This is a genomic window from Pseudomonas sputi, assembly GCF_021603585.1.
GTDB lineage: Bacteria > Pseudomonadota > Gammaproteobacteria > Pseudomonadales > Pseudomonadaceae > Aquipseudomonas > Aquipseudomonas sputi.
In genome coordinates this window covers 256,701-277,278 of the sequence record NZ_BQHI01000002.1, presented here as the reverse complement: position 1 = coordinate 277,278, position 20,578 = coordinate 256,701, and the positions used below count along the sequence as shown (strand labels likewise).

Annotated in this window: 21 protein-coding genes; 2 read left to right on the top strand and 19 right to left on the bottom strand. The window is 61.2% G+C overall.

Going from position 1 to position 20,578, the window contains the following annotated elements:
• Positions 1 to 2 precede the first annotated feature (2 nt).
• The 8 genes from pabC to L6D81_RS03835 all read right to left on the bottom strand — a co-directional run bounded on the left by pabC (position 3) and on the right by L6D81_RS03835 (position 6,166).
• Positions 3 to 818: an aminodeoxychorismate lyase gene (gene pabC, locus L6D81_RS03870; protein WP_236177959.1), complete on the bottom strand. Its 816-nt coding sequence runs from the start codon at positions 816 to 818 to the stop codon at positions 3 to 5.
• On the bottom strand, positions 818 to 2,062 hold the full coding sequence (fabF, locus tag L6D81_RS03865; protein WP_007908259.1) for a beta-ketoacyl-ACP synthase II: 1,245 nt from the start codon (positions 2,060 to 2,062) through the stop codon (positions 818 to 820). The genes pabC and fabF overlap by 1 nt, the downstream gene beginning before the upstream one ends.
• Before the next feature lie 108 nt (positions 2,063 to 2,170).
• Positions 2,171 to 2,407 carry an acyl carrier protein gene (acpP, locus tag L6D81_RS03860; RefSeq protein WP_236177958.1) on the bottom strand — a complete coding sequence of 79 codons (237 nt, stop codon included), beginning with the start codon at positions 2,405 to 2,407 and terminating at the stop codon, positions 2,171 to 2,173.
• Between the two features lie 196 nt (positions 2,408 to 2,603).
• Positions 2,604 to 3,347 (bottom strand): 3-oxoacyl-ACP reductase FabG, encoded by a 744-nt coding sequence (gene fabG, locus L6D81_RS03855; protein ID WP_007950790.1) that lies wholly within the window; start codon positions 3,345 to 3,347, stop codon positions 2,604 to 2,606.
• Between the two features lie 16 nt (positions 3,348 to 3,363).
• Entirely contained in the window at positions 3,364 to 4,302 is a 939-nt protein-coding gene (fabD, locus tag L6D81_RS03850) for an ACP S-malonyltransferase (protein WP_236177957.1), read from the bottom strand.
• A 125-nt stretch (positions 4,303 to 4,427) separates the two neighbouring features.
• Positions 4,428 to 5,438 carry a phosphate acyltransferase PlsX gene (gene plsX / locus L6D81_RS03845; protein WP_074688106.1) on the bottom strand — a complete coding sequence of 337 codons (1,011 nt, stop codon included), beginning with the start codon at positions 5,436 to 5,438 and terminating at the stop codon, positions 4,428 to 4,430.
• 4 nt (positions 5,439 to 5,442) lie between these two features.
• The gene (gene rpmF / locus L6D81_RS03840; RefSeq protein WP_003179396.1) at positions 5,443 to 5,625 is read right to left on the bottom strand and encodes a 50S ribosomal protein L32; all 183 of its coding nucleotides are present in this window, start codon (positions 5,623 to 5,625) and stop codon (positions 5,443 to 5,445) included.
• A 13-nt stretch (positions 5,626 to 5,638) separates the two neighbouring features.
• The gene (locus L6D81_RS03835; protein WP_003204262.1) at positions 5,639 to 6,166 is read right to left on the bottom strand and encodes a YceD family protein; all 528 of its coding nucleotides are present in this window, start codon (positions 6,164 to 6,166) and stop codon (positions 5,639 to 5,641) included.
• Positions 6,167 to 6,272: 106 nt separating this feature from the next.
• Here L6D81_RS03835 and L6D81_RS03830 point away from each other — a divergent pair, with 106 nt between their 5' ends.
• On the top strand, positions 6,273 to 6,851 hold the full coding sequence (locus L6D81_RS03830; protein WP_236177956.1) for a Maf family protein: 579 nt from the start codon (positions 6,273 to 6,275) through the stop codon (positions 6,849 to 6,851).
• A 48-nt stretch (positions 6,852 to 6,899) separates the two neighbouring features.
• Here L6D81_RS03830 and sppA read toward each other — a convergent pair whose 3' ends face one another.
• Genes sppA through rluC form a run of 3 tightly spaced genes read right to left on the bottom strand, consistent with a single transcriptional unit; the run spans position 6,900 to position 9,525 of the window.
• Complete coding sequence (gene sppA / locus L6D81_RS03825) at positions 6,900 to 7,889, bottom strand: signal peptide peptidase SppA (RefSeq protein ID WP_236177955.1); 990 nt, start codon at positions 7,887 to 7,889, stop codon at positions 6,900 to 6,902.
• 24 nt (positions 7,890 to 7,913) lie between these two features.
• Positions 7,914 to 8,576 carry an HAD-IA family hydrolase gene (locus L6D81_RS03820; RefSeq protein WP_236177954.1) on the bottom strand — a complete coding sequence of 221 codons (663 nt, stop codon included), beginning with the start codon at positions 8,574 to 8,576 and terminating at the stop codon, positions 7,914 to 7,916.
• On the bottom strand, positions 8,563 to 9,525 hold the full coding sequence (rluC, locus tag L6D81_RS03815; RefSeq protein ID WP_085696997.1) for a 23S rRNA pseudouridine(955/2504/2580) synthase RluC: 963 nt from the start codon (positions 9,523 to 9,525) through the stop codon (positions 8,563 to 8,565). Before rluC ends, L6D81_RS03820 begins: the two co-directional genes overlap by 14 nt.
• A gap of 698 nt (positions 9,526 to 10,223) precedes the next feature.
• Between rluC and rne the strand changes: the two genes are divergently transcribed.
• On the top strand, positions 10,224 to 13,454 hold the full coding sequence (gene rne, locus L6D81_RS03810; RefSeq protein WP_236177953.1) for a ribonuclease E: 3,231 nt from the start codon (positions 10,224 to 10,226) through the stop codon (positions 13,452 to 13,454).
• A 66-nt stretch (positions 13,455 to 13,520) separates the two neighbouring features.
• On the opposite strand, the gene L6D81_RS03805 is transcribed toward rne, so the two are convergent.
• From L6D81_RS03805 to L6D81_RS03770, 8 genes are all read right to left on the bottom strand, one after another.
• Positions 13,521 to 14,117, bottom strand: coding sequence for a nucleotidyltransferase family protein (locus L6D81_RS03805; RefSeq protein WP_236177952.1), 597 nt, complete (start codon positions 14,115 to 14,117; stop codon positions 13,521 to 13,523).
• On the bottom strand, positions 14,114 to 15,094 hold the full coding sequence (locus L6D81_RS03800; protein WP_236177951.1) for an XdhC family protein: 981 nt from the start codon (positions 15,092 to 15,094) through the stop codon (positions 14,114 to 14,116). The genes L6D81_RS03805 and L6D81_RS03800 overlap by 4 nt, the downstream gene beginning before the upstream one ends.
• Complete coding sequence (locus L6D81_RS03795) at positions 15,094 to 17,415, bottom strand: xanthine dehydrogenase family protein molybdopterin-binding subunit (RefSeq protein ID WP_236177950.1); 2,322 nt, start codon at positions 17,413 to 17,415, stop codon at positions 15,094 to 15,096. Before L6D81_RS03795 ends, L6D81_RS03800 begins: the two co-directional genes overlap by 1 nt.
• Entirely contained in the window at positions 17,412 to 17,882 is a 471-nt protein-coding gene (locus L6D81_RS03790; RefSeq protein WP_236177949.1) for a (2Fe-2S)-binding protein, read from the bottom strand. The genes L6D81_RS03795 and L6D81_RS03790 overlap by 4 nt, the downstream gene beginning before the upstream one ends.
• Before the next feature lie 246 nt (positions 17,883 to 18,128).
• Entirely contained in the window at positions 18,129 to 19,148 is a 1,020-nt protein-coding gene (murB, locus tag L6D81_RS03785; RefSeq protein ID WP_236177948.1) for a UDP-N-acetylmuramate dehydrogenase, read from the bottom strand.
• Positions 19,145 to 19,609, bottom strand: coding sequence for a low molecular weight protein-tyrosine-phosphatase (locus L6D81_RS03780; protein WP_236177947.1), 465 nt, complete (start codon positions 19,607 to 19,609; stop codon positions 19,145 to 19,147). The genes murB and L6D81_RS03780 overlap by 4 nt, the downstream gene beginning before the upstream one ends.
• Complete coding sequence (gene kdsB / locus L6D81_RS03775; protein WP_236177946.1) at positions 19,609 to 20,373, bottom strand: 3-deoxy-manno-octulosonate cytidylyltransferase; 765 nt, start codon at positions 20,371 to 20,373, stop codon at positions 19,609 to 19,611. The genes L6D81_RS03780 and kdsB overlap by 1 nt, the downstream gene beginning before the upstream one ends.
• Positions 20,370 to 20,555 (bottom strand): Trm112 family protein, encoded by a 186-nt coding sequence (locus L6D81_RS03770; RefSeq protein ID WP_003179363.1) that lies wholly within the window; start codon positions 20,553 to 20,555, stop codon positions 20,370 to 20,372. The genes kdsB and L6D81_RS03770 overlap by 4 nt, the downstream gene beginning before the upstream one ends.
• Positions 20,556 to 20,578 lie beyond the last annotated feature (23 nt).

The following is a 20,578-nucleotide window of genomic DNA, read 5'->3' as shown; positions in this document are numbered from 1 at the left end:
AATCAGGCATCCAGTAGCGCGCGGGCAATGGTTTGCAGTTTACGGGTGAGCGGGCCAACCGGCCAGCTCAGAGCAGCACAGGCGCGTACCGGCCAGACGCCATACACGCTGTTGCAGACAAAGACTTCATCGGCCCATTGCAGCTGTTCAAGGGGGATGTCGGTGATTTGCACGGGTAGGCCCAGGGACTCGGCCTGAAACAATATTTCTGCGCGCATCACTCCGGCCACACCGCAGCGTTTCAGATCCGCCGTAATCAGCGCACCGTCACGCACCAGAAACAGATTGCTGAACACACCTTCGATCACCCGACCAGCCTGGTCGAGCATCAAACCTTCGGCGTGTTCACTGTCCTGCCATTCGGCGCGGGCAATGACCTGTTCCAGTCGATTGAGGTGTTTGAGCCCGGCGAGCAAAGGCTGTATGGACAAACGCGTGCTGCACGGAAACAGGCGAACGCCCTGCTCGGCGTGGGCCGCTGGATAAGCGGCGGGAGGATTGCCTAGCAGAATGCGTCGGGCCTGCGCCGAAGGATCCGGCGCATATCCGCGCAATCCGTCGCCACGGGTGAGGATGAGTTTGAGCACGCCCTCGCCCATCGCGGCAGCATAGGATTGCAGCTCATGGCGAATCAGCTCGACGTCCGTCGCAATGGCCAGACGCGTACAGCCGTCGGCCAGACGCGTCAGATGCCGATCCAGCAGCAACGGCTTGCCACCTCGCACGGCGATGGTCTCGAACAGACCGTCACCGTAAGCCAGGCCGCGATCCTTCAGCGACAGAGCGTCAGCCGGCAGACCGTCGACCCAGCAGTCCATCAGCCGGCGAACCGACGGAACGCCAACGTGCCGTTGGTGCCGCCAAATCCGAACGAGTTGGACAGCACGACATCGATGTCCATGTTGCGCGCGGTGTGCGGCACGAAATCGAGGTCGCAGCCTTCGTCCGGCTCATCGAGGTTGATGGTCGGCGGCGCCACCTGGCTGTTGATCGCCAGCACGCTGAAGATCGCCTCGACTGCACCCGCCGCACCGAGCAGGTGACCGGTCATGGACTTGGTGGAGCTGACCGCCAGCTTGTAGGCGTGATCACCGAACACCGACTTGATCGCGTTGGCTTCAGCGAGGTCGCCGGCTGGCGTCGAAGTGCCGTGAGCGTTGATGTATTGCACCTGATCAACGTTGATCTTCGCATCGCGTAGCGCGTTGGTGATGCAGCGTGCAGCACCGGCGCCATCAGCGGGTGGCGAAGTCATGTGGAAGGCGTCGCCACTGGTGCCGAAGCCGATCAGCTCGGCATAGATGGTTGCACCACGAGCCTTGGCGTGCTCGAGTTCTTCAAGCACCAGCGCACCGGCACCGTCGGACAGCACGAAACCGTCACGCCCCTTGTCCCACGGACGGCTGGCGCGGGTCGGCTCGTCGTTGCGGGTCGACAGTGCACGGGAAGCACCGAAGCCGCCCATGCCCAGACCGCACGCGGCCATCTCCGCACCGCCGGCAATCATCACGTCGGCTTCGTCGTACATGATGTTGCGCGCCGCCATGCCGATGCAGTGCGTACCGGTGGTACACGCGGTGGCGATGGCGTAGTTAGGCCCCTGTGCACCCAGGTGGATGGACAGGAAACCGGAAATCATATTGATGATCGAGCCAGGCACAAAGAACGGAGAAATCCGGCGCGGACCGGTCTCGTGCAGGGTGCGGCTGGTTTCTTCGATGTTGGTCAGACCGCCGATACCCGAACCCATGGCCACGCCAATCCGTTCACGGTTGGCATCGGTGACTTCCAGACCGGCATTGCGTACGGCTTGAAAGCCGGCCGCCAGACCATACTGAATGAACAGGTCGAGCTTGCGCGCTTCCTTGACCGACAGGTATTCCTCGACATTGAAGCCCTTTACCGAGCCGCCAAAGCGGGTGGAATAGGCAGAAAGGTCGGTGTGTTCGATCAGACCAATGCCACTGCGGCCAGCCAGAATGCCCTGCCAACTGCTCGGCACATCCGTGCCCAGTGGCGACAACATACCCATACCGGTGACTACGACGCGTCTACGCGACACAGCACTCTCCTTTTTCAAATGACGACTTTGCATCAGGCCTAAAGAAAAAACCGCACGCCATGATGGCAGTGCGGTTTTTCCATGACAGCAAGCAACGATTACAAACTATTACGCCTGGCGGCTGTTAACGTAGTCGATTGCAGCTTGTACAGTAGTGATCTTTTCAGCTTCTTCGTCAGGGATTTCGGTCTCGAATTCCTCTTCCAGAGCCATCACCAGCTCAACGGTGTCAAGGGAGTCGGCACCCAGGTCTTCTACGAAGGAAGCGGAGTTGACCACTTCTTCTTCTTTAACACCCAGTTGCTCGGCAACGATTTTCTTGACGCGCTCTTCGATGGTGCTCATACCTTGTTTTCACTCCTAATGGACAAATTCAGGCAGCTGGCCAGTGGGTAAGTGTATAGAAAGACTTTTCAGCTTTTCAACTGAAAGCTTCACTCCTCAAACCCTGCGGCCCTCTGCCTATAAATAGATTGCAGCTTTATAACGGATTTTAGACAGCTCGTATGACATTTTTTTGAAACAATCCGTCACATTTTACTTACATGTACATCCCGCCGTTAACCGGGATTGTAGCTCCGGTCACGTATGCCGCACCGTCGGATGCAAGAAAAGCGACCACGGACGCGATCTCTTGAGCTTGTCCCAGACGGCCCAGCGGAATCTGCGTCTGCAAGGCTTCACGCTGTGCTTCAGGCAGCTCGCGGGTCATATCGGTGTCGATGAACCCTGGGGTTACCGAGTTGACCGTAATCGAACGCGAACCGACTTCACGCGCCATGGCACGGCTGAAACCTTCCAGACCGGCCTTGGCGGCTGCATAGTTTACTTGGCCAGCGTTGCCCATGGCACCCACCACCGAGCCAATACTGATAATTCGGCCCCAGCGCGCCTTGGTCATGCCGCGCAGAACGCCCTTGGACAGACGATACAGACTGTTCAGGTTGGTATCGATCACGTCGTACCACTCGTCGTCTTTCATGCGCATCATCAGGTTATCGCGAGTGATGCCAGCATTGTTGACCAGAATCGCCACCGGCGCACCAAACTGCTCCTGGATGCTCGCGAGAACCTTGGTGACCGATTCGTCACTGGTAACGTTCAGCTCGAAACCTGCGCCCTGAATGCCGTTTTCCTTCAGGGTCGCCGCAATGCGCTCGGCGCCCGAAGCAGAGGTCGCGGTGCCAACTACGATGGCGCCCTGCCGACCCAGTTCCAGTGCGATAGCCTGGCCGATGCCACGGCTTGCGCCGGTGACCAGTGCAACTTTACCTTGCAGACTCATGCAAGCTTCTCCTGATTCAGACAGCCGCTGCGCGAGCAGCAGCGAAAGCGTCTGGGGTATTGAGGTTGGAAGTCGAAACGCCTTCGGCGCAACGTTTGTTCAGACCGGCCAGCACTTTGCCAGGACCACACTCGACCAGGTTGGTCGCGCCTTTGGCGGCCAGGGTCTGTACGGACTCGACCCAGCGCACCGGCTTGTAGAGCTGTTCAAGCAGATCACGCTTGAGGGTTTCCAGATCCGCTGGCACCTGGGCGCTGACGTTCTGTACCACAGGGATCTGCGGCGCCTGCCAGTCGATGGCAGCGATGGACTCGGCGAAGCGCTCGGCAGCCGGGCGCATCAGCTCGCAGTGCGACGGCACGCTGACCGGCAGCGGCATGGCACGCTTGGCGCCACGGGCCTTGCAGCCTTCGATGGCGCGCTCGACTGCAGCCTTGGCACCGGCAATCACGACCTGGCCCGGGGAGTTGAAGTTCACCGCGCTGACCACTTCGCCTTGCGCCGCTTCGGCACAGGCAGCGAGAACGTCGGCATCTTCCAGACCGAGGATGGCAGCCATACCGCCCTGCCCGGCCGGAACGGCTTCCTGCATCAGCTGACCACGGCGCTCGACGAGCTTCACCGCAGCGGCCAGGCTCAGGCTGCCGGCAGCGACCAGCGCGCTGTATTCACCCAGGCTGTGACCGGCAACGAAGGCCGGACGCGCACCACCTTCCGCCAGCCACAGACGCCACAGGGCGATCGAAGCGGTCAGAATGGCTGGTTGGGTTTTATCGGTTTGATTGAGCAGCTCTTCCGGGCCCTGCTGGGTCAGCGCCCACAGGTCATAGCCCAGAGCATCGGATGCTTCTTTGAAAGTTTCGAGGATCAGTGGATGTTGCGCGCCCAGCTCGGCCAGCATGCCGAGGGACTGCGAACCCTGTCCTGGAAAGACGAATGCGAGGGAAGCAGACATGTAACAAGCCCCTAATGATCTTGTCGTCGGAAAAATGGCATCCCGCTAGAGGGACGCAAGAAACTGACAGTTGGATGGCCCTTTGAACCGGGCGGTCACATTTAAGCATTGTCCGACGAAAACGCCTAAGACAACAAATCCTCCAGACGGCCGTGCAGGCGCTCGGGAAGGTTCTCCTGAATCTCGATCAGCGCTCGCTGAATGGCACTCTGAAACCCCTGAACCCCGGCCGAACCGTGACTTTTCACGACAATCCCCTGCAAACCGAGGAAGCTTGCGCCATTGTGCCGCGCCGGCGCCAGATCAGCCTGCAGACGCTTCATCAAAGGCAGCGCCAGCGCACCGACAGCACGGGAAGCGAGATTCTTTTTGAACAGCGCCTCGATGCGCGCAGCGATCATCGTCGCCAGGCCTTCGCTGGACTTGAGCAGGATATTGCCGACAAAACCGTCGCAAACCACCACATCCGCCTCGCCGCGATACAAACCATCGCCTTCGATGAACCCGATGTAATTGATGCCCCGGGCAGCCTGCAGCAACGTCGCAGCCAGCTTGACCTGCTGATTGCCCTTGATGTCTTCGGTGCCGATATTCAGCAGCGCGACGCGCGGACGGGCGATGCCCAGGGTTTGCGCCGCCACGGAACCCATCACGGCGAACTGCAACAGATGCTCGGCACTGCAATCGACGTTGGCGCCCAGATCGAGCAACTGGCAGTAGCCTTTCTGGGTGGGGATCGCTGCCACCATGGCCGGACGATCAATTCCCGGCAGGGTCTTGAGCACAAATCGCGACAGAGCCATCAGCGCACCGGTATTGCCGGCACTGACACAGGCCTGAACCTTGCCATCACGCAGCAATTCAAGGGCGACACGCATCGACGAATCCGGCTTGCCACGCAGAGCCTGGGCCGGTTTTTCGTCCATGGTGATGACTTCGGACGCCGGAACAATCGTCAGGCGCGCGCGATCGGCAGCCGATTGGCCGGTGATCAGTTCTTCAAGAAGGGAGGGTTGACCGACGAGGGTCAGGTGCAGCGAGGGCGTAGCAGAAAGGCAAGCAAGGCTGGCCTGAACAATGCTGCGGGGACCGAAGTCCCCGCCCATTGCGTCAATCGCGATGACTTGAGCGGACAAGTGATTACTCGTCAGCGCCCTTGTCGATCACTTTACGGCCACGGTATACGCCTTCTGGCGATACGTGGTGACGCAGGTGAACTTCACCAGTGGTTTTTTCTACAGACAGGGTGCTAGCCTCGAGAGCGTCGTGCGAACGGCGCATGTCACGGGCAGAGCGGGATTTTTTGTTCTGCTGAACAGCCATAATTGATTAACTCCTAAACGTTTGGGTCACGCTTTAACTGCGCCAATACACTGAACGGGTTGGACCGCGTTACCTCGTCCTCGCTCGGTTCGGGCTCATCTGCTCCCGCCGGCTGCTGGCATTCTTCCGGATGATGAGCAGGCACAATGGGCAAGGCGAGCAGAAGCTCCTCCTCGATCAGTGACTGCAGATCCAATGGATCTTCGCCCAGTTCCAGCACGTCATAACCTTTCGGTAACGACTGGGTATTCGCACCCTCCTTCACCACGGCGTAACTGCATTCGCTATGGATCGGCAGGGTGACCAGCTCAAGACAACGCTGGCAAACCATTTTGACTTCGGTGTCGATAAAGCTGTGGATTACCACAGATTTACGTTCATCTCGTTCAAAAACGAATTTGGCCTGCACCGTACCGACATCGTCGGAAAGCGGGTCGCAGAGTCTCTTCAAATCGGCCAGCAGCAGTTCACCTTGGAGGGTGGTGCCACGGTCAGCCAATTTGCGCGGGTCAACGTGAGGTGGAATCGGGTCATTCAACATAGGCGCAGCATTATAGGGATGCACCCACCCATGTCAAAGGAAATTGTGCCCTGTCCGTCACTTGCGCGGCTCCGCTAGAATCTGTCGCCTGCCTCTGGAGATGCGAATGCTGCCTTTATTACTCGCTTCAAGCTCGACCTATCGTCGGGAATTGCTCAGCCGCCTGCGCCTGCCGTTCGTCTGCAGCTCGCCGGATATCGATGAAAGCCATCGTCCGAACGAGTCGGCAATTGAGCTGGTCAAACGCCTCGCCGAACAGAAAGCCCGAGCCCTGACTGACAACCACCCCGATCACCTGATCATCGGTTCCGACCAGGTTGCGGTACTCGGCGAGCGCATCATCGGCAAGCCGCACACCTTCGAAAACGCCCGCGAACAACTGATGGCCGCCAGCGGTGCCAGTGTGACCTTCCTCACTGGCCTGGCGCTGCTCAACAGCCAGACCGGCCACTGCCAGGTCGACTGCGTGCCTTTCACAGTGCACATGCGCGTACTGGATCAAGCCCGCGTCGAGCGCTACCTGCGCACCGAGCAGCCCTACGACTGCGCCGGCAGCTTCAAGGCCGAAGGGCTGGGCGTCAGCCTGTTTCAGTGCACCGAAGGCCCGGACGCCACCAGCCTGATCGGCCTGCCACTGATTCGCCTCATCGATATGCTACTGGCGGAAGGCGTACAAATTCCCTGAACCACAAAAAACCGGCCGCGAAGGCCGGTTTGTTTATTCTTCGAGCGATCAACGCAACGACGGCCCGCTAAACCCCATCCACATTGCCAGTTTCTCGGCAACGCTGGCACCGAGCTTCTTCGAGAAGCGATCGAACGGCGACTCCTGCACGGTGAAGTCCACCAGCTCCTTTTCGCCAATCACGTCGCGCGCTACCGAACTGGCGTTACCCAGACCATCGATCAACCCCAGTGGCAGCGCCTGCTCACCCGACCAGACCAGCCCGGAGAACAACTCCGGATGCTCCTTGTCTTTCAGGCGATCGCCGCGACCCTGCTTGACACTGTTGATGAACTGCTTGTGCGTGGTATCCAGCACACTCTGCCAGAACGCCGTCTCTTCCGGCTTCTGTGGCTGGAACGGATCGAGGAACGCCTTGTGCTCGCCGGAGGTATAAGTACGACGCTCGACACCGAGCTTCTCCATGGTTCCAACAAACCCGTAACCGGCCGCCGTCACCCCAATGGAACCCACCAGACTGGCCTTGTCGGCATAGATCTGATCCGCCGCGCTGGCAATGTAATAGGCACCGGAAGCTCCCAGATCGGAAATCACCGCGTACAGCTTGGTATCGGGGTGCAGACCACGCAGACGCTTGATCTCGTCATACACATAACCCGACTGCACCGGACTGCCGCCCGGACTGTTGATGCGCAGGATTACGCCCTTGACCTTTTTGTCCTCGAACGCCGCGCGCAGGCTGCCGACGATATTGTCGGCGCTGGCTGGCTCCTTGTCGGCAATCATGCCGGTGACGTCGATCAATGCGGTGTAGTTGCCACTGCGGGTGGCGCTCTTTTCCATGTCCATCAACGGCGTGAACAGGATCAGCGCAACGAACAGATAAACAAAGGTCAGCAGCTTGAAGAAGATACCCCAGCGCCGTGAACGACGCTGCTCCTGCACGCTGGCCAGCAGGGTCTTTTCCAGCAGCTTCCAGCTTTTCGCATCACCGTCGTCGGCAGTTGCCTTGGCCGGTGCTTTCCATTCGTCGGTCATGCCATCCACCCCAGCAAAAACGTATTAAGCCTGCTGCCCCAGCCAGGCGTGCAATTCGGAAAAATGGTCGATCGACAGTCGCGGCGCGAACTGCTGCAGGGATTCGATCGATTGCGCGCCATAACTGACCGCCACCGAATCCATCCCCGCATTGCGCGCCATCAACAGATCAAAGGACGAATCGCCGACCATCAGCGCTTGTTCGGCACGCACACCGCAATGCGCAAGGATCTGCTCCAGCATCAGAGGGTGCGGCTTGCTTGCAGTTTCATCGGCTGCGCGAGTGATATCGAAATATTCCTCCCAGCCATTTGCCTTGAGCACCCGATCCAGCCCGCGACGATTCTTGCCCGTCGCGACAGCCAGGTGATAACCCTGCTCGCGAAAAGATGCCATCGACTCGACCACGCCTTCGAACAACGGCGAAGGCACGGCTTCTGCAGCGATGTAGTGTTCCGCGTAAAACTCGCGAAACGCGACCATCTCGCCGTCACTGATCTCGGGATACAGCGTACGAATCGCCTCGGGTAGCCCCAGACCGATAATGCCTTTGACGGCGAAGTCATCACGCAGCTCAAAACCGCAGCGCCCGGATGCCGAATGCATCGCCTCGACAATCCGATGAATGGAATCGGCCAGGGTGCCGTCCCAATCGAAAATCAGCAGTTTGTAATCAGATGGGCGCACTCAATCGCTCCACAGTCTTGGCCCACATTTCATCGACCGGTGCCTGCAACTTGAGCTCACCACCATCAGGCAGTGGCACGGTCAGCATGTAGGCGTGCAGGAACAGGCGCTTGCCGCCCAGATCACGGATTTCCTTACTGAAACTGTCATCGCCGTATTTGGTGTCACCGGCAATGCAGTGCCCGGCGTGCAACGTGTGGACGCGGATCTGGTGCGTGCGCCCGGTGATCGGCTTGGCTTCGATCAAAGTGGCAAAATCGCCAAAGCGACGCAGGACCTTGAACACAGTCACAGACTCCTTGCCCTCCTCCTCGTCGACCTCGACCATGCGCTCACCGGAGCGCAGATTGCTCTTGCCGAGCGCAGCACGAACTTGCTTGATCGAGGTCGCCCAGTTGCCGCGAACCAGTGCCATGTAGCGCTTATCGACACCGTCACCGCGTAACGCAGCATGCAAGTGACGCAACATGCTGCGTTTCTTGGCAATCATCAGCAGGCCGGAGGTGTCGCGATCGAGACGGTGAACCAGCTCGAGCTCCTTGGCATCGGGGCGCAACTGACGAAAGGCTTCGATAACGCCGTAATTCAGGCCGCTGCCACCGTGAACCGCAATGCCGGCGGGCTTGTTGATCACGATCAGGGCCTTGTCTTCGTAGACAATCGAGGCCTCTAGGCGCTGCAACAGACCTTGGGCCAAAGGCACCGGCTCGTCGCGCTCAGGCACACGCACCGGCGGCACGCGCACGATATCACCGGCCTGCAGCTTGTATTCGGGCTTGATCCGACCTTTGTTCACGCGCACTTCGCCTTTGCGCAAAATGCGGTAAATCAAGGTCTTGGGCACGCCTTTGAGCCGGGCGAGGAGAAAATTGTCGATTCGTTGGCCGGCATATTCCGGCGAGACCTCAAGCAATTGAACGCCTGGAGTCGTAGGGGCAGTAGTCGTCATGGCGCGGATAATAACAATTTTTTATGGAATTGAAGCACTTAATCATTGCTGCTATAGTCGCGAACGCCGCCAAAAGCGGCCTGGACAGCGGAACCACGGTCAAAAACCGGCCCTGACCAACGCAATTCACCAGGACGCGAGGCCGTCCTACGGGGCTTTTGCTACGTAACGGTGGAGTTTGCAGCTGTAACAAGCGCAGGTGACATGAGGCCTGAATCACGCCGCAAAGCAGAGTTTGACTCGCCACGCGAGCCATATTCACGGCCAGTTCACAAAGTGCAGTCAGCCGCGGATGACCCCGAGCGAAGACTCCGGAAACACCGCCTGAATTAGCCATGATGCGTGACCTCCCCTTTCGGAGCTCACGGTAAATGCCAACCCGCTGCGGATTCTGCGCGCGGCAGCACCCGAATTATCAGGGATACGTGTAGGGTGGAGATGCACAACCGCTGGACTGTGTAGCAACAGGCTTTATCAAGACGCTTCATCTCGTCCACAGCCACCGGTTGATTCCTCCTCCTGACTGAGTGCTTAAGTAGCCACAGCAAGCAGGACGCGTACGTCGCGATAACGGCCCAATTGGCTGGACATCGCTGGACACGGGAATGGCCAACCACTCCCGACGCACCTGACACCGACCGTGAGAAGTCGTGTGTGCCGAACGCCGTTTCCGGCAGCCCGGAAACCGACGGTACTACATGAAAAGAATGCTGATTAACGCAACTCAACCCGAAGAGTTGCGTGTTGCACTGGTAGATGGCCAACGCCTCTACGACCTGGACATCGAATCCGGTGCACGCGAGCAGAAGAAGGCCAACATCTATAAAGGCCGCATCACTCGCATCGAACCAAGCCTTGAGGCTGCCTTTGTCGATTTCGGCTCCGAGCGCCACGGCTTCCTGCCCCTCAAAGAAATTTCCCGCGAATACTTCAAGAAAGCCCCTGAAGGCCGCGTCAACATCAAGGACGTCCTGAGCGAAGGCCAGGAAGTCATCGTTCAGGTCGAAAAAGAAGAACGTGGCAACAAGGGCGCCGCCCTGACCACCTTCATCAGCCTGGCCGGTCGTTACCTTGTTCTGATGCCGAACAACCCGCGTGCCGGCGGCATCTCCCGTCGCATCGAAGGCGAAGAGCGCAACGAACTGCGTGAAGCGCTGAACGGCCTGGTGGCTCCGGCCGACATGGGCCTGATCGTGCGCACTGCCGGTCTGGGCCGCAGCAGCGAAGAAATGCAGTGGGACCTCGATTACCTGCTGCAACTCTGGACCGCCATCAAGGAAGCCTCGCTGGATCGTTCCGCGCCGTTCCTGATCTATCAGGAAAGCAACGTGATCATCCGCGCCATCCGCGATTACCTGCGCCAGGACATCGGCGAAGTGCTGATCGACAGCGTTGAAGCCCAGGACGAAGCCCTGACCTTCATCCGCCAGGTGATGCCGCAGTACGCCAGCAAGATCAAGCTGTACGAAGACAGCGTTCCGCTGTTCAACCGTTTCCAGATCGAGAGCCAGATCGAGACCGCTTTCCAGCGCGTCGTCGAACTGCCGTCCGGCGGCTCCATCGTCATCGATCCGACCGAAGCCCTGGTGTCCATCGACATCAACTCGGCGCGCGCCACCAAAGGCAGCGACATCGAAGAAACCGCCCTGCAGACCAACCTTGAAGCGGCCGAAGAGATCGCCCGTCAGTTGCGCCTGCGCGACATCGGCGGCCTGATCGTCATCGACTTCATCGACATGACCCCTGCCAAGAACCAGCGCGCCGTGGAAGAAAAAGTCCGCGAATGCCTGGAGGCCGACCGCGCTCGCGTGCAGATCGGCCGCATCTCGCGCTTCGGCCTGCTGGAAATGTCCCGCCAGCGCCTGCGCCCTTCGCTCGGCGAAAGCAGCGGCATCGTCTGCCCGCGCTGCAGCGGCACCGGCATCATCCGTGATGTCGAATCGCTGTCCCTGGCGATCCTGCGCCTGATCGAAGAAGAAGCCCTGAAAGACCGGACCGCCGAAGTGCGCGCTCAAGTGCCGATCCCGGTGGCCGCGTTCCTGCTCAACGAAAAACGCAACTCGATCACCAAGATCGAACTGCGCACCCGCGCCCGCATCGTCATCCTGCCGAACGATCACCTCGAAACCCCGCATTTCGAAGTTCAGCGCCTGCGCGACGACAGCCCGGAAGCCGCGACCAACCAGTCCAGCTACGAAATCGCTGCCGCTGCCGCCGAAGTCGAAGACGTCCAGCCAGCCGCCGCGACCCGCACCCTGGTTCGCCAGGAAGCCGCCGTCAAGACTGCTCCGGCCCGCGCCAACGCTCCGGTTCCGACCGAAGTCGCCGCTCCGGCCCCGGCACCTGCTCCGGTTGCCGCGCCAGAGCCAAGCCTGTTCAAAGGCCTGGTGAAGTCGCTGGTCAGCCTGTTCGCCACCAAGGAAGAGCCTGTTGCTCCGGTCGTGGTTGAGAAACCTGCCACCGAGCGTCCGGCCCGCAACGAAGAGCGTCGCAATGGTCGTCAGCAGAGCCGCAACCGTAACGGTCGCCGCGATGAAGAACGCAAGCCGCGTGAAGAACGTGCACCGCGTGAAGAGCGCGCCCCACGTGAGCCGCGTGAAGAGCGTCAACCGCGCGAACCCCGTGAAGTCCGCGAGCCACGCGAATCCCGTGACGAAGCACCGGTAGCCCGCGAAGAGCGCGCACCACGCGCCCCTCGCGAAGAACGTGCACCACGTGCTCCGCGTGAAGATCGCAAGCCACGTGGCGAGCGTGAAGAACGCGTACGTGAACTGCGCGAGCCTCTGGATGCCGCTCCGGCCGTTTCTGCTGCCGCCACCGCTGAAGAGCGTCCGGCCCGTCAGCCACGTGAAGAACGTGCGCCACGTCCTCCGCGTGAAGAGCGTCAACCGCGCGCCGAACAGGCCCCTGCTGCCGTCGCCGAAGAAGAAATCACCACCAACGAAGAGCAACTGCCGGAAGACGGTTCGGAGAACGCCGAAGGCGATCGTCCACGCCGCCGCTCCCGTGGTCAGCGTCGTCGCAGCAACCGTCGCGAACGTCAGCGTGATGCCAATGGCAACGTGATCGAGGGTTCGGAAGAATCCGAGTCCGGCGAAAACGCTCAAGCGCCAAGCACGGCCGATCTGGCTGCTGGTCTGGCTGTTACCGCTGCTGTTGCCAGCACCGTGATCAGCGCTCCAGCCGAAGCTCAGGCCCACGAGCAAGCTGAACGCGCCACCGCTGCCACGCTGGAAACGGCTCCAGTTGAAGCACCGGCTGTTGAAGCCACCACACCGGTTGAAGCAGCTGCCGCTCCGGAAGTCGAAGTAGCTCCGGTTCGCGAAGCTCAGCCTCAGGCTGAAGTCGCTGCCGAACCTGCCGTGACCTTCGAAGCCCCCGTCGTTGCTGAAGAGTCGGCTGTCGAAACCGTAACCGAAACCGTGCGTGAAGTTCGCGAAGAGCAGACCGCATTCAACTGGGTAGCCGAGCCGGCTGTCGCTGAAACACCAGCGCCAGTGGTTGAAGCGCCTGTCGTCGAAGAAGCCAAGGCTGCCGAGCCAGTAGTTGTTGCTGAACCGGCACCGGTCGTTGAAGCCCCTGCGGTTGAAGTGCCGGTTGTCGCCGAAGCACCTGCCCCGGTGGTTGAAGCGGCTCCAGTCGTCGCACCCGTCAGCGCGCTGACCCCAAGCGGCCGTGCGCCGAACGACCCGCGTGAAGTGCGTCGTCGCAAGCGTGAAGAAGAGCGTCTGCAGAAGGAAGCCGAGCTGGCTGCCGCTGCCGCCGCTGCTGCTCCAGCTGCCGAAGTGGTCGAGGCAGCTCCTGCCCCGGTCGCTGAGGAAGTGGCCGTTGAAGCCGTGATTGCCGAAGCACCACGCTCCGTTCAGGAAGCGGTCGAGCAACACGAAGAGGCCCAGGAAAAAGAACACGAGCCTAAACCCCTCGTCTGATTCCAAACGCCACTAAAAAGCCCCGCCTGGTGATCCAGGCGGGGCTTTTTATTGCCTCAGGTTTTATCAGGATGGCGGAAAAACCAGAGCATCCGGGACGTCGATGTCCCACAACACGCCGGGATCATCCACCGCGACTTCCATCACCCGACCCTGGGCAAACAACGGTCGCGCGCCCCGATCACCGGACAAGGCCATCAACCCTGCGGCGAACGAGCGACCAAACCCGACCGGATGCCCATAGTCACCGTTCAACGTCGGTACGCTGACCGCATCCTCGGCAATCGCCGCCACAACCCGCTCAATGCTCGACGCCAGGATGAATGGCATGTCGCCCAGCACAATCAGCCAGCCATCGGCCTCCGGGCAAGCCGCCACCCCCGCCGCAATGCTGTCGCCCATTCCCGTGGACTCGATCGAGACAACGTCACACCCGTAAGCCTGCGCCATGCGCATCACCTGCGGCCGCGCCTCGGTCGTCACCAGCACTCGCTTGTCGAGGCTCGCCGGCAGGCTCACCAGCACCTGCTCGATCACCGAACGCACCTCACCATCGCGCCCGGTGCAATCGGCCAGCAGCTTGTCCTTGTCAGCGCCTGCCACTTCGCGAAAGCGGCTGCCCTCGCCCGCCGCCAGCACAATCACTCCGATCGATCGGCTCATACGCTCTCCACTGTCTTCTTCTGCTTGAGCTCGACACCATTCTTGATCGCGACGATTTCCGCCAACAGCGACAGGGCGATTTCCGCCGGGGAATGGCTGCCGATATGCAAACCGATCGGCCCGTGCAAACGGGCAATGGCCGCTTCCGACAGGCCTAGCTCAGCCAGATTTTCCCGACGTTTGCGGCTGTTGACCCGCGAGCCGAGTGCGCCGACGTAGAACGCCTTGGAGTCGAGCGCCGTGAGCAGCGCCATGTCATCCAGCCGTGGGTCGTGAGTCAGCGCGACAATCGCCGTGCGTTCATCGGTCTGGATATTCAGCACTGCTTCGTCCGGCATGCCGGGGACAAACCGTCCATGCTGCTCTTCCCAGCCATAGACGAATTCGGTACGTGGATCACAGATCAGCACTTCGAAATCCAGCAACCGCGCCATCTCGGCCACATACCGCGACAACTGCCCGGCGCCGATCAACAGCAGGCGCCAGCGCGGACCGTAAATGGCACGCAGGGTCAGGCCGTCGAAGTTCAAGGTGTCAGTCTTGCCGGCCGGTCGCAACACCACCTCGCCAGTGTCGATGTTCAGCTCGCGAGCGACGATTTCGTGAGCCTCGCAGCGATCCAGCAACTCGGCGACCCACGCCGGATCACCGACCCGTTCCTCGGTCAGGCGCAGGGTGCCGCCGCAAGGCAGGCCGAAGCGCGCGGCTTCTTCCTGCGTCACGCCGTAGGTGATCAACTGCACCGGCGGCCCGTTGGCGGGAATCCGCCCATCGTGCAGCCGGGCGATCAGATCGTCCTCGACGCAACCGCCGGACACCGAGCCGATCACCACGCCATCTTCGCGCAGCGCCAGCATCGCGCCGGGCGCCCGGGGCGCGGTGCCCCAGGTCTGCACCACGCTGAACAACACCACCCGCTGCCCGGCGCGACGCCATTCGAGCACACTGCGCAGGACATTAAGATCGGCGCTGTCCATCACGCTTGCGCCTTCTGCCAGCCCTGCAACTGGTAACGCACCGGCAGGTTGCGGATACGCTGACCGGTCGCGGCAAAGATCGCATTGCACAGCGCCGGCGCAATCGGCGGCACGCCCGGTTCGCCGACACCGCCCAGCGGCACCTCGCCCGGCGGCGTTACCAGATGCACCGCGACTTCCTTCGGCGCCAACGACATGCGCGCCACTTCATACATATGGAAGTTGTCCTGCTGCACCTTGCCGTCCTTGAAGCTGATTTCGCCCCACACGGCATTGCCCAGGCCCATCACACACGCGCCTTCGAACTGCGAACGGATCCGCTCCGGGTTGATCTGCGGGCCGCAATCCACGGCGATATCGGCCTTGTGCACGAGCAGCGTGCCGTCGTCCTTGACCTCGACCTCGATCACCGCCGCCACATAAGTGACGAAGCTGTAATGCACGGCCAATCCGAGACCACGGCCCTTGGGCAACTGACGCCCCCAACCCGCCGCCTTGGCCGCCGTTTCGAGCACGGTGCGCATGCGCCCGGTGTCGATCGGATAACGCTCGGGGGATTCGCCGTAGTTCCACTCCTCACTCAAAGTGCGTGGATCGATCTGCCGATCCGGACCAAGCAATTTGATCTGGTACTTGAGCGGATCTTCCTTGGCTTTGTGCGCCAGTTCGTCGACAAAACTCTGGATCGCGAAACCATGGGGAATGTTCGACACCGAGCGATACCAGCCGACCCGCGTGTGCACCGTGGCTTCGGGGTTTTCCAGGCGCACGTTGGGAATCGCGTAGGCCATGTTGGTGAAACCCATGCCCAGTTCGAAGGCAGCTTCGTGATTCATGCCCGGTGCGAACAGCGCAGTGATGCTCGGCGCCACCGTGCGGTGCAACCAGGCGGACGGCAAGCCGTCCTTGCCCACACCGGCCTTGAGGTACTCGGCGGACACCGTGTGGAAATACGAATTGTGGATGTCGTCTTCCCGGGTCCACTGCACGCGCACTGCCTTGCCGGGAAATTCTTTGGCGAGAACGGCCGCTTCAACGACGAAGTCCGGTTTCGACTTGCGCCCGAAACCACCGCCCAACAGCGTGACATTGAAGGTGACGTTATCGAACGGCAGGCCCAGACGTTCGGCGATCCGCTCGCGGGTGACCTGGGGCGCCTGGCTTGGCGCCCAGGCCTCGCAGGTGCCATCCTTGTAACGGGCGATGGCGACCATCGGCTCCATCGGTGCCTGGGCCAGATGCGGCAAGTAATAAGACGCTTCCAGGGTGCTGGCGGCACTGCCGATGGCTTTGTCGATGTCGCCGGTATTGCGCACCACTTTGCCCGGTTTCAGCGAAGCGGCTTCAATCTCCTTGCGATAGGCGACCGAATCATAAGTGGCGTTCGGGCCATCGTCCCACTCGATTTTCAGCGCCTCGCGGCCCTTCAATGCCGCCCAGGTATTGCTCGCCACCACGGCCACGCCACCCAACGGCTGGAACTCCGAAGGCAATGGCCGCGGTTCGATCTGGATGACTTTGAGTACGCCCGGCACTTTCAGCGCGGCGCTGTCATCCACTGACTTGACCTTGCCGCCGTACACCGCCGGGCGTGCGATGACCGCGAACAGCATGCCGTCGAAATGCACGTCGGCGCCGTACACCGCGCGGCCATTGACGATGTCGGCACCGTCGATGGCCTTGGTGCCCTCCTTGCCGATATAGCGGAATTCCGACGGTTGCTTGAGCCGCAGGCTCTCACGGGCCGGCACCGCCAGCGCACTGGCTGCCGCGGCCAGCTCGCCGTAACCCAGCTCGCGCCCGGACGGCGTGTGAATGACTTTATGCAGCTGCGCGCGGCATTCGCCGACCGGCACCTTCCACCGGGCGGCGGCCGCTTGCTCAAGCATGGTGCGGGCGGCGGCGCCGCAACGGCGCATCGGTTCGTACCAGTGACGCATGCTGCGCGAGCCGTCGGTGTCCTGGTTGCCGAAGCGCACCTCATCTCCCGGTGCCTGCTGAACCTTGACGTGCGCCCAGTCGGCTTCCAGTTCATCGGCGACCACCATGGTCAGGCTGGTGCGCACGCCCTGGCCCATTTCCGAACGGTTGCAGACCACGGTCACCGTGCCGTCGGCGGCAATGCTGACGTAGACTTTCGGATCATCGATCCAGCCATTGGGCATGCCATCGGCGCCGAACTGCTTCGGCTTGTCTTCGGCCAGCGCATCCTGCCAGCCCCAGCTCGCCGCCAACACCAGCGCACCGGTGGCGCCGACGCCTTTGAGGAAGCCCCGGCGACTCAGGTTGCTCAGGGCGAAATTGTTCGGTAAACGGCTCATGCCTTGGCCTCCTTCAGGTGAGTGGATGCCTGGCGGATCGCAGTCTTGATCCGGTTGTAGGTGCCGCAACGGCAAATGTTGCCGACCATCGCCTCTTCAATCTGCTCGTCGCTCGGGTTCGGGTTGGTCTTGAGCAACGCGGTGGCGGACATGATCTGCCCGCCCTGGCAGTAACCGCATTGGGCAACGGCCGTGTCGAGCCAGGCTTGCTGGACGATCTGACCGACCGGGTCGGCATGCAGGTTGTCGATGGTGGTCACGTTCTGCCCGACCACCGAACCGATCGGGGTGATGCAACTGCGCGCCGGCGCGCCGTCGATATGAATGGTGCACGCACCGCACAGGCCCATGCCGCAGCCGAACTTGGTGCCGTTGTAACCGACGACGTCACGGATCGCCCACAACAGTGGCATGTCCTCGGTGACATCGAGTGGATGATCTTGACCATTGAGTTTAAGGGTAATCATGGGCACGCCCGCATATTCTTGGAGGTTATGGGGTCGAGCCATCTGCCACCGCAGGGACGGTAGTGGTTCGCGCAGATCGGCTCAGGCTAATCAGGCTCTCTTGTGCCGACGGGAACGTCTGCACCGGGCCTTTGGTGGAGCAAATGGCTGTATCGTTAGCTGGCTACGTTAACCCGCGATTAACAAAAAAGCCCTGCACTTTTTAAATAAGTGCAGGGCTTTGGGTTCAGCCTTGAAAGCGTAGCCTCAATAGCGGTTGGGCTCCATTTCCAGCTCAACATTGAAACGTTCTGAAATGTCTTTCTGGATGCGCTGCGCCAGATCGAGCAATTGCAGCCCGGTCGCCGCGCCGTAGTTGACCAGCACCAGCGCCTGCAATTTATGCACGCCGGCATCGGCCTCGCGAAAGCCCTTCCAACCGGCGCGCTCGATCAGCCAACCGGCCGCCAGTTTCATCTGCCCGTCCGGTTGCGCGTAGGCCACCAGATCCGGGTGCTGTGCCTTGATCTGTGCGACCACCGCCGCCGACACCAGCGGGTTCTTGAAAAAACTGCCGGCATTGCCGAGCACTGCCGGGTCCGGCAGTTTTTCGCTGCGGATGCTGCAAATCGCGCGGCTGACATCCGTCGGCGTCGGCTGCTCGATGCCTTGCTCGGTCAGACGCTGACGCACCGGGCCATATTCCAGATGCAGATGCGCGACTCGGTTCAGTGCGAAGCGCACTCGCAGGATCAACCAACGACCCGGCTGCTGCTTGAACACGCTATCGCGGTAGGCGAAGTTGCACTCCTCCAGACTGAAGTCGCGCAGCTCGCCGGTCTGGCGATCCAGCGCCGTCAGGCCGGCGAACACATCCTTGATCTCGACGCCGTAGGCACCGATGTTCTGCATGGGCGCGGCGCCGACAGTGCCGGGGATCAGGCTGAGATTTTCCAGTCCCGAAAAACCCTGCGCCAGCGTGTGCTGCACGAACGGGTGCCACGGCTCGCCGGCCTCGGCTTCAATCACCACACGATTGCCGTCGTCGCTGATGACACGAATACCACGGCTGGCCATGCGCAGCACCAGCGCCGGGATGTCCGCCGTGAGCAACAGGTTGCTGCCGCCGCCGATCACCAGCAACGGCACGTTGTGGGAAGTCGCGTAAGCCAGGGCTTCGCGTACTTCGGCGTCACTGTGAGCTTCGGCAAACAGCTGCGCGCGAACATCAACGCCGAAGGTATTGAAGGGCTTCAGGGAAACCTGCGGCTGCACCTGCAAACTCATAACCGCCCCTTCACTTCGATCAACAGCTGATCGCAGGCACGCTCGATCAGATCCAGCACCTGCTCGAAGCCTTGATCGCCGTCGTAATACGGATCCGGCACTTCATCGACTTCCCCTTCATACCGACGCAGGAACAAGTCCAGCTCGGCCTTGCCGGTGGACGGCTGCAAGGCCTTGAGGTTGCGCAGGTTGCTGTTGTCCATGGCGAGGATCAGGTCGTAGCTGGCGAAATCGGCGCGGCTGACCTGCTGAGCGCGTTGCGCCGACAGGTCATAACCGCGCAGCCTGGCCGCAGCCTGGCTGCGCTTGTCCGGCGGGTTGCCGACGTGCCAGTCACCGGTGCCGGCGGAGGCCACTTCGACCTGATCCGCCAGCCCCGCTTCGCGCAATTTATGGCGCAACACGCCTTCGGCGGTAGGCGAACGGCAGATATTGCCCAGGCACACGAACAGAACGCGCATCAGGCCTCCAGCAGGCGACGGACGCGCTCGAGGTCTTCGGCGGTGTCGACCCCGGTTGGCGGTGCGATCAACGCGTCAGCCACGTGAATCCGCACGCCGTGCCACAGGGCACGCAATTGCTCGAGGGATTCGGTGTTTTCCAGCCAGCACGGCCCCCAGCTCACGAAGTCCTGAAGGAAACCGGCGCGGTAGGCATAAATGCCGATGTGACGACGGTACGGTACGCCTTCCGGCAGCACATCGCGGCTCTTGGCGAAGGCATCGCGGGCCCATGGCAGGGTCGCTCGACTGAAGGTCAGCGCCAGACCGTCGAGGTCGCTGACGACCTTGACCACGTTCGGATTGAACAGGGTTTCGACGTCTTCGATCGGCTCGGCCAGGGTGGCCATCCGCGCCTCGGTGTGGGCTGCGAGGTTGGCGGCGACCTGATCGATCACGCTCGGCGGGATCAGCGGCTCGTCACCCTGCACATTGACCACGATGGCATCCGGTTCCAGCCCCAGCTTCGCCGCCACTTCGGCCAGACGATCGGTGCCGGAATTGTGATCTTCACGGGTCAGCACCACTTCGGCGCCGAAAGTCTTGCAGGCCTGGACAATGCGCGCATCGTCGGTAGCCACGACCACGCGGCTGGCGCTGCTTTTGCTGGCCTGTTCCCAGACGTGCTGGATCATCGGCTTGCCGGCGATGTCCAGCAGCGGTTTGCCCGGCAGACGGCTCGAGGCGTAGCGCGACGGGATGACAACGGTGAAGGCGGTGGTCATTTATCCAGACGCTCATCGGTGGTCAGGGTGCGGGCTTCGCTTTCCAGCATGACCGGGATGCCGTCGCGGATCGGGTACGCCAGGCCGGCGCCCTTGCTGATCAGTTCGGTCTTGTCGGCGCTGAGTTTGAGCGGGCCTTTGCAGACCGGGCAGGCGAGGATGTCGAGCAATTTGGTGTCCATGAACATTCCCTGGATAAAAACGG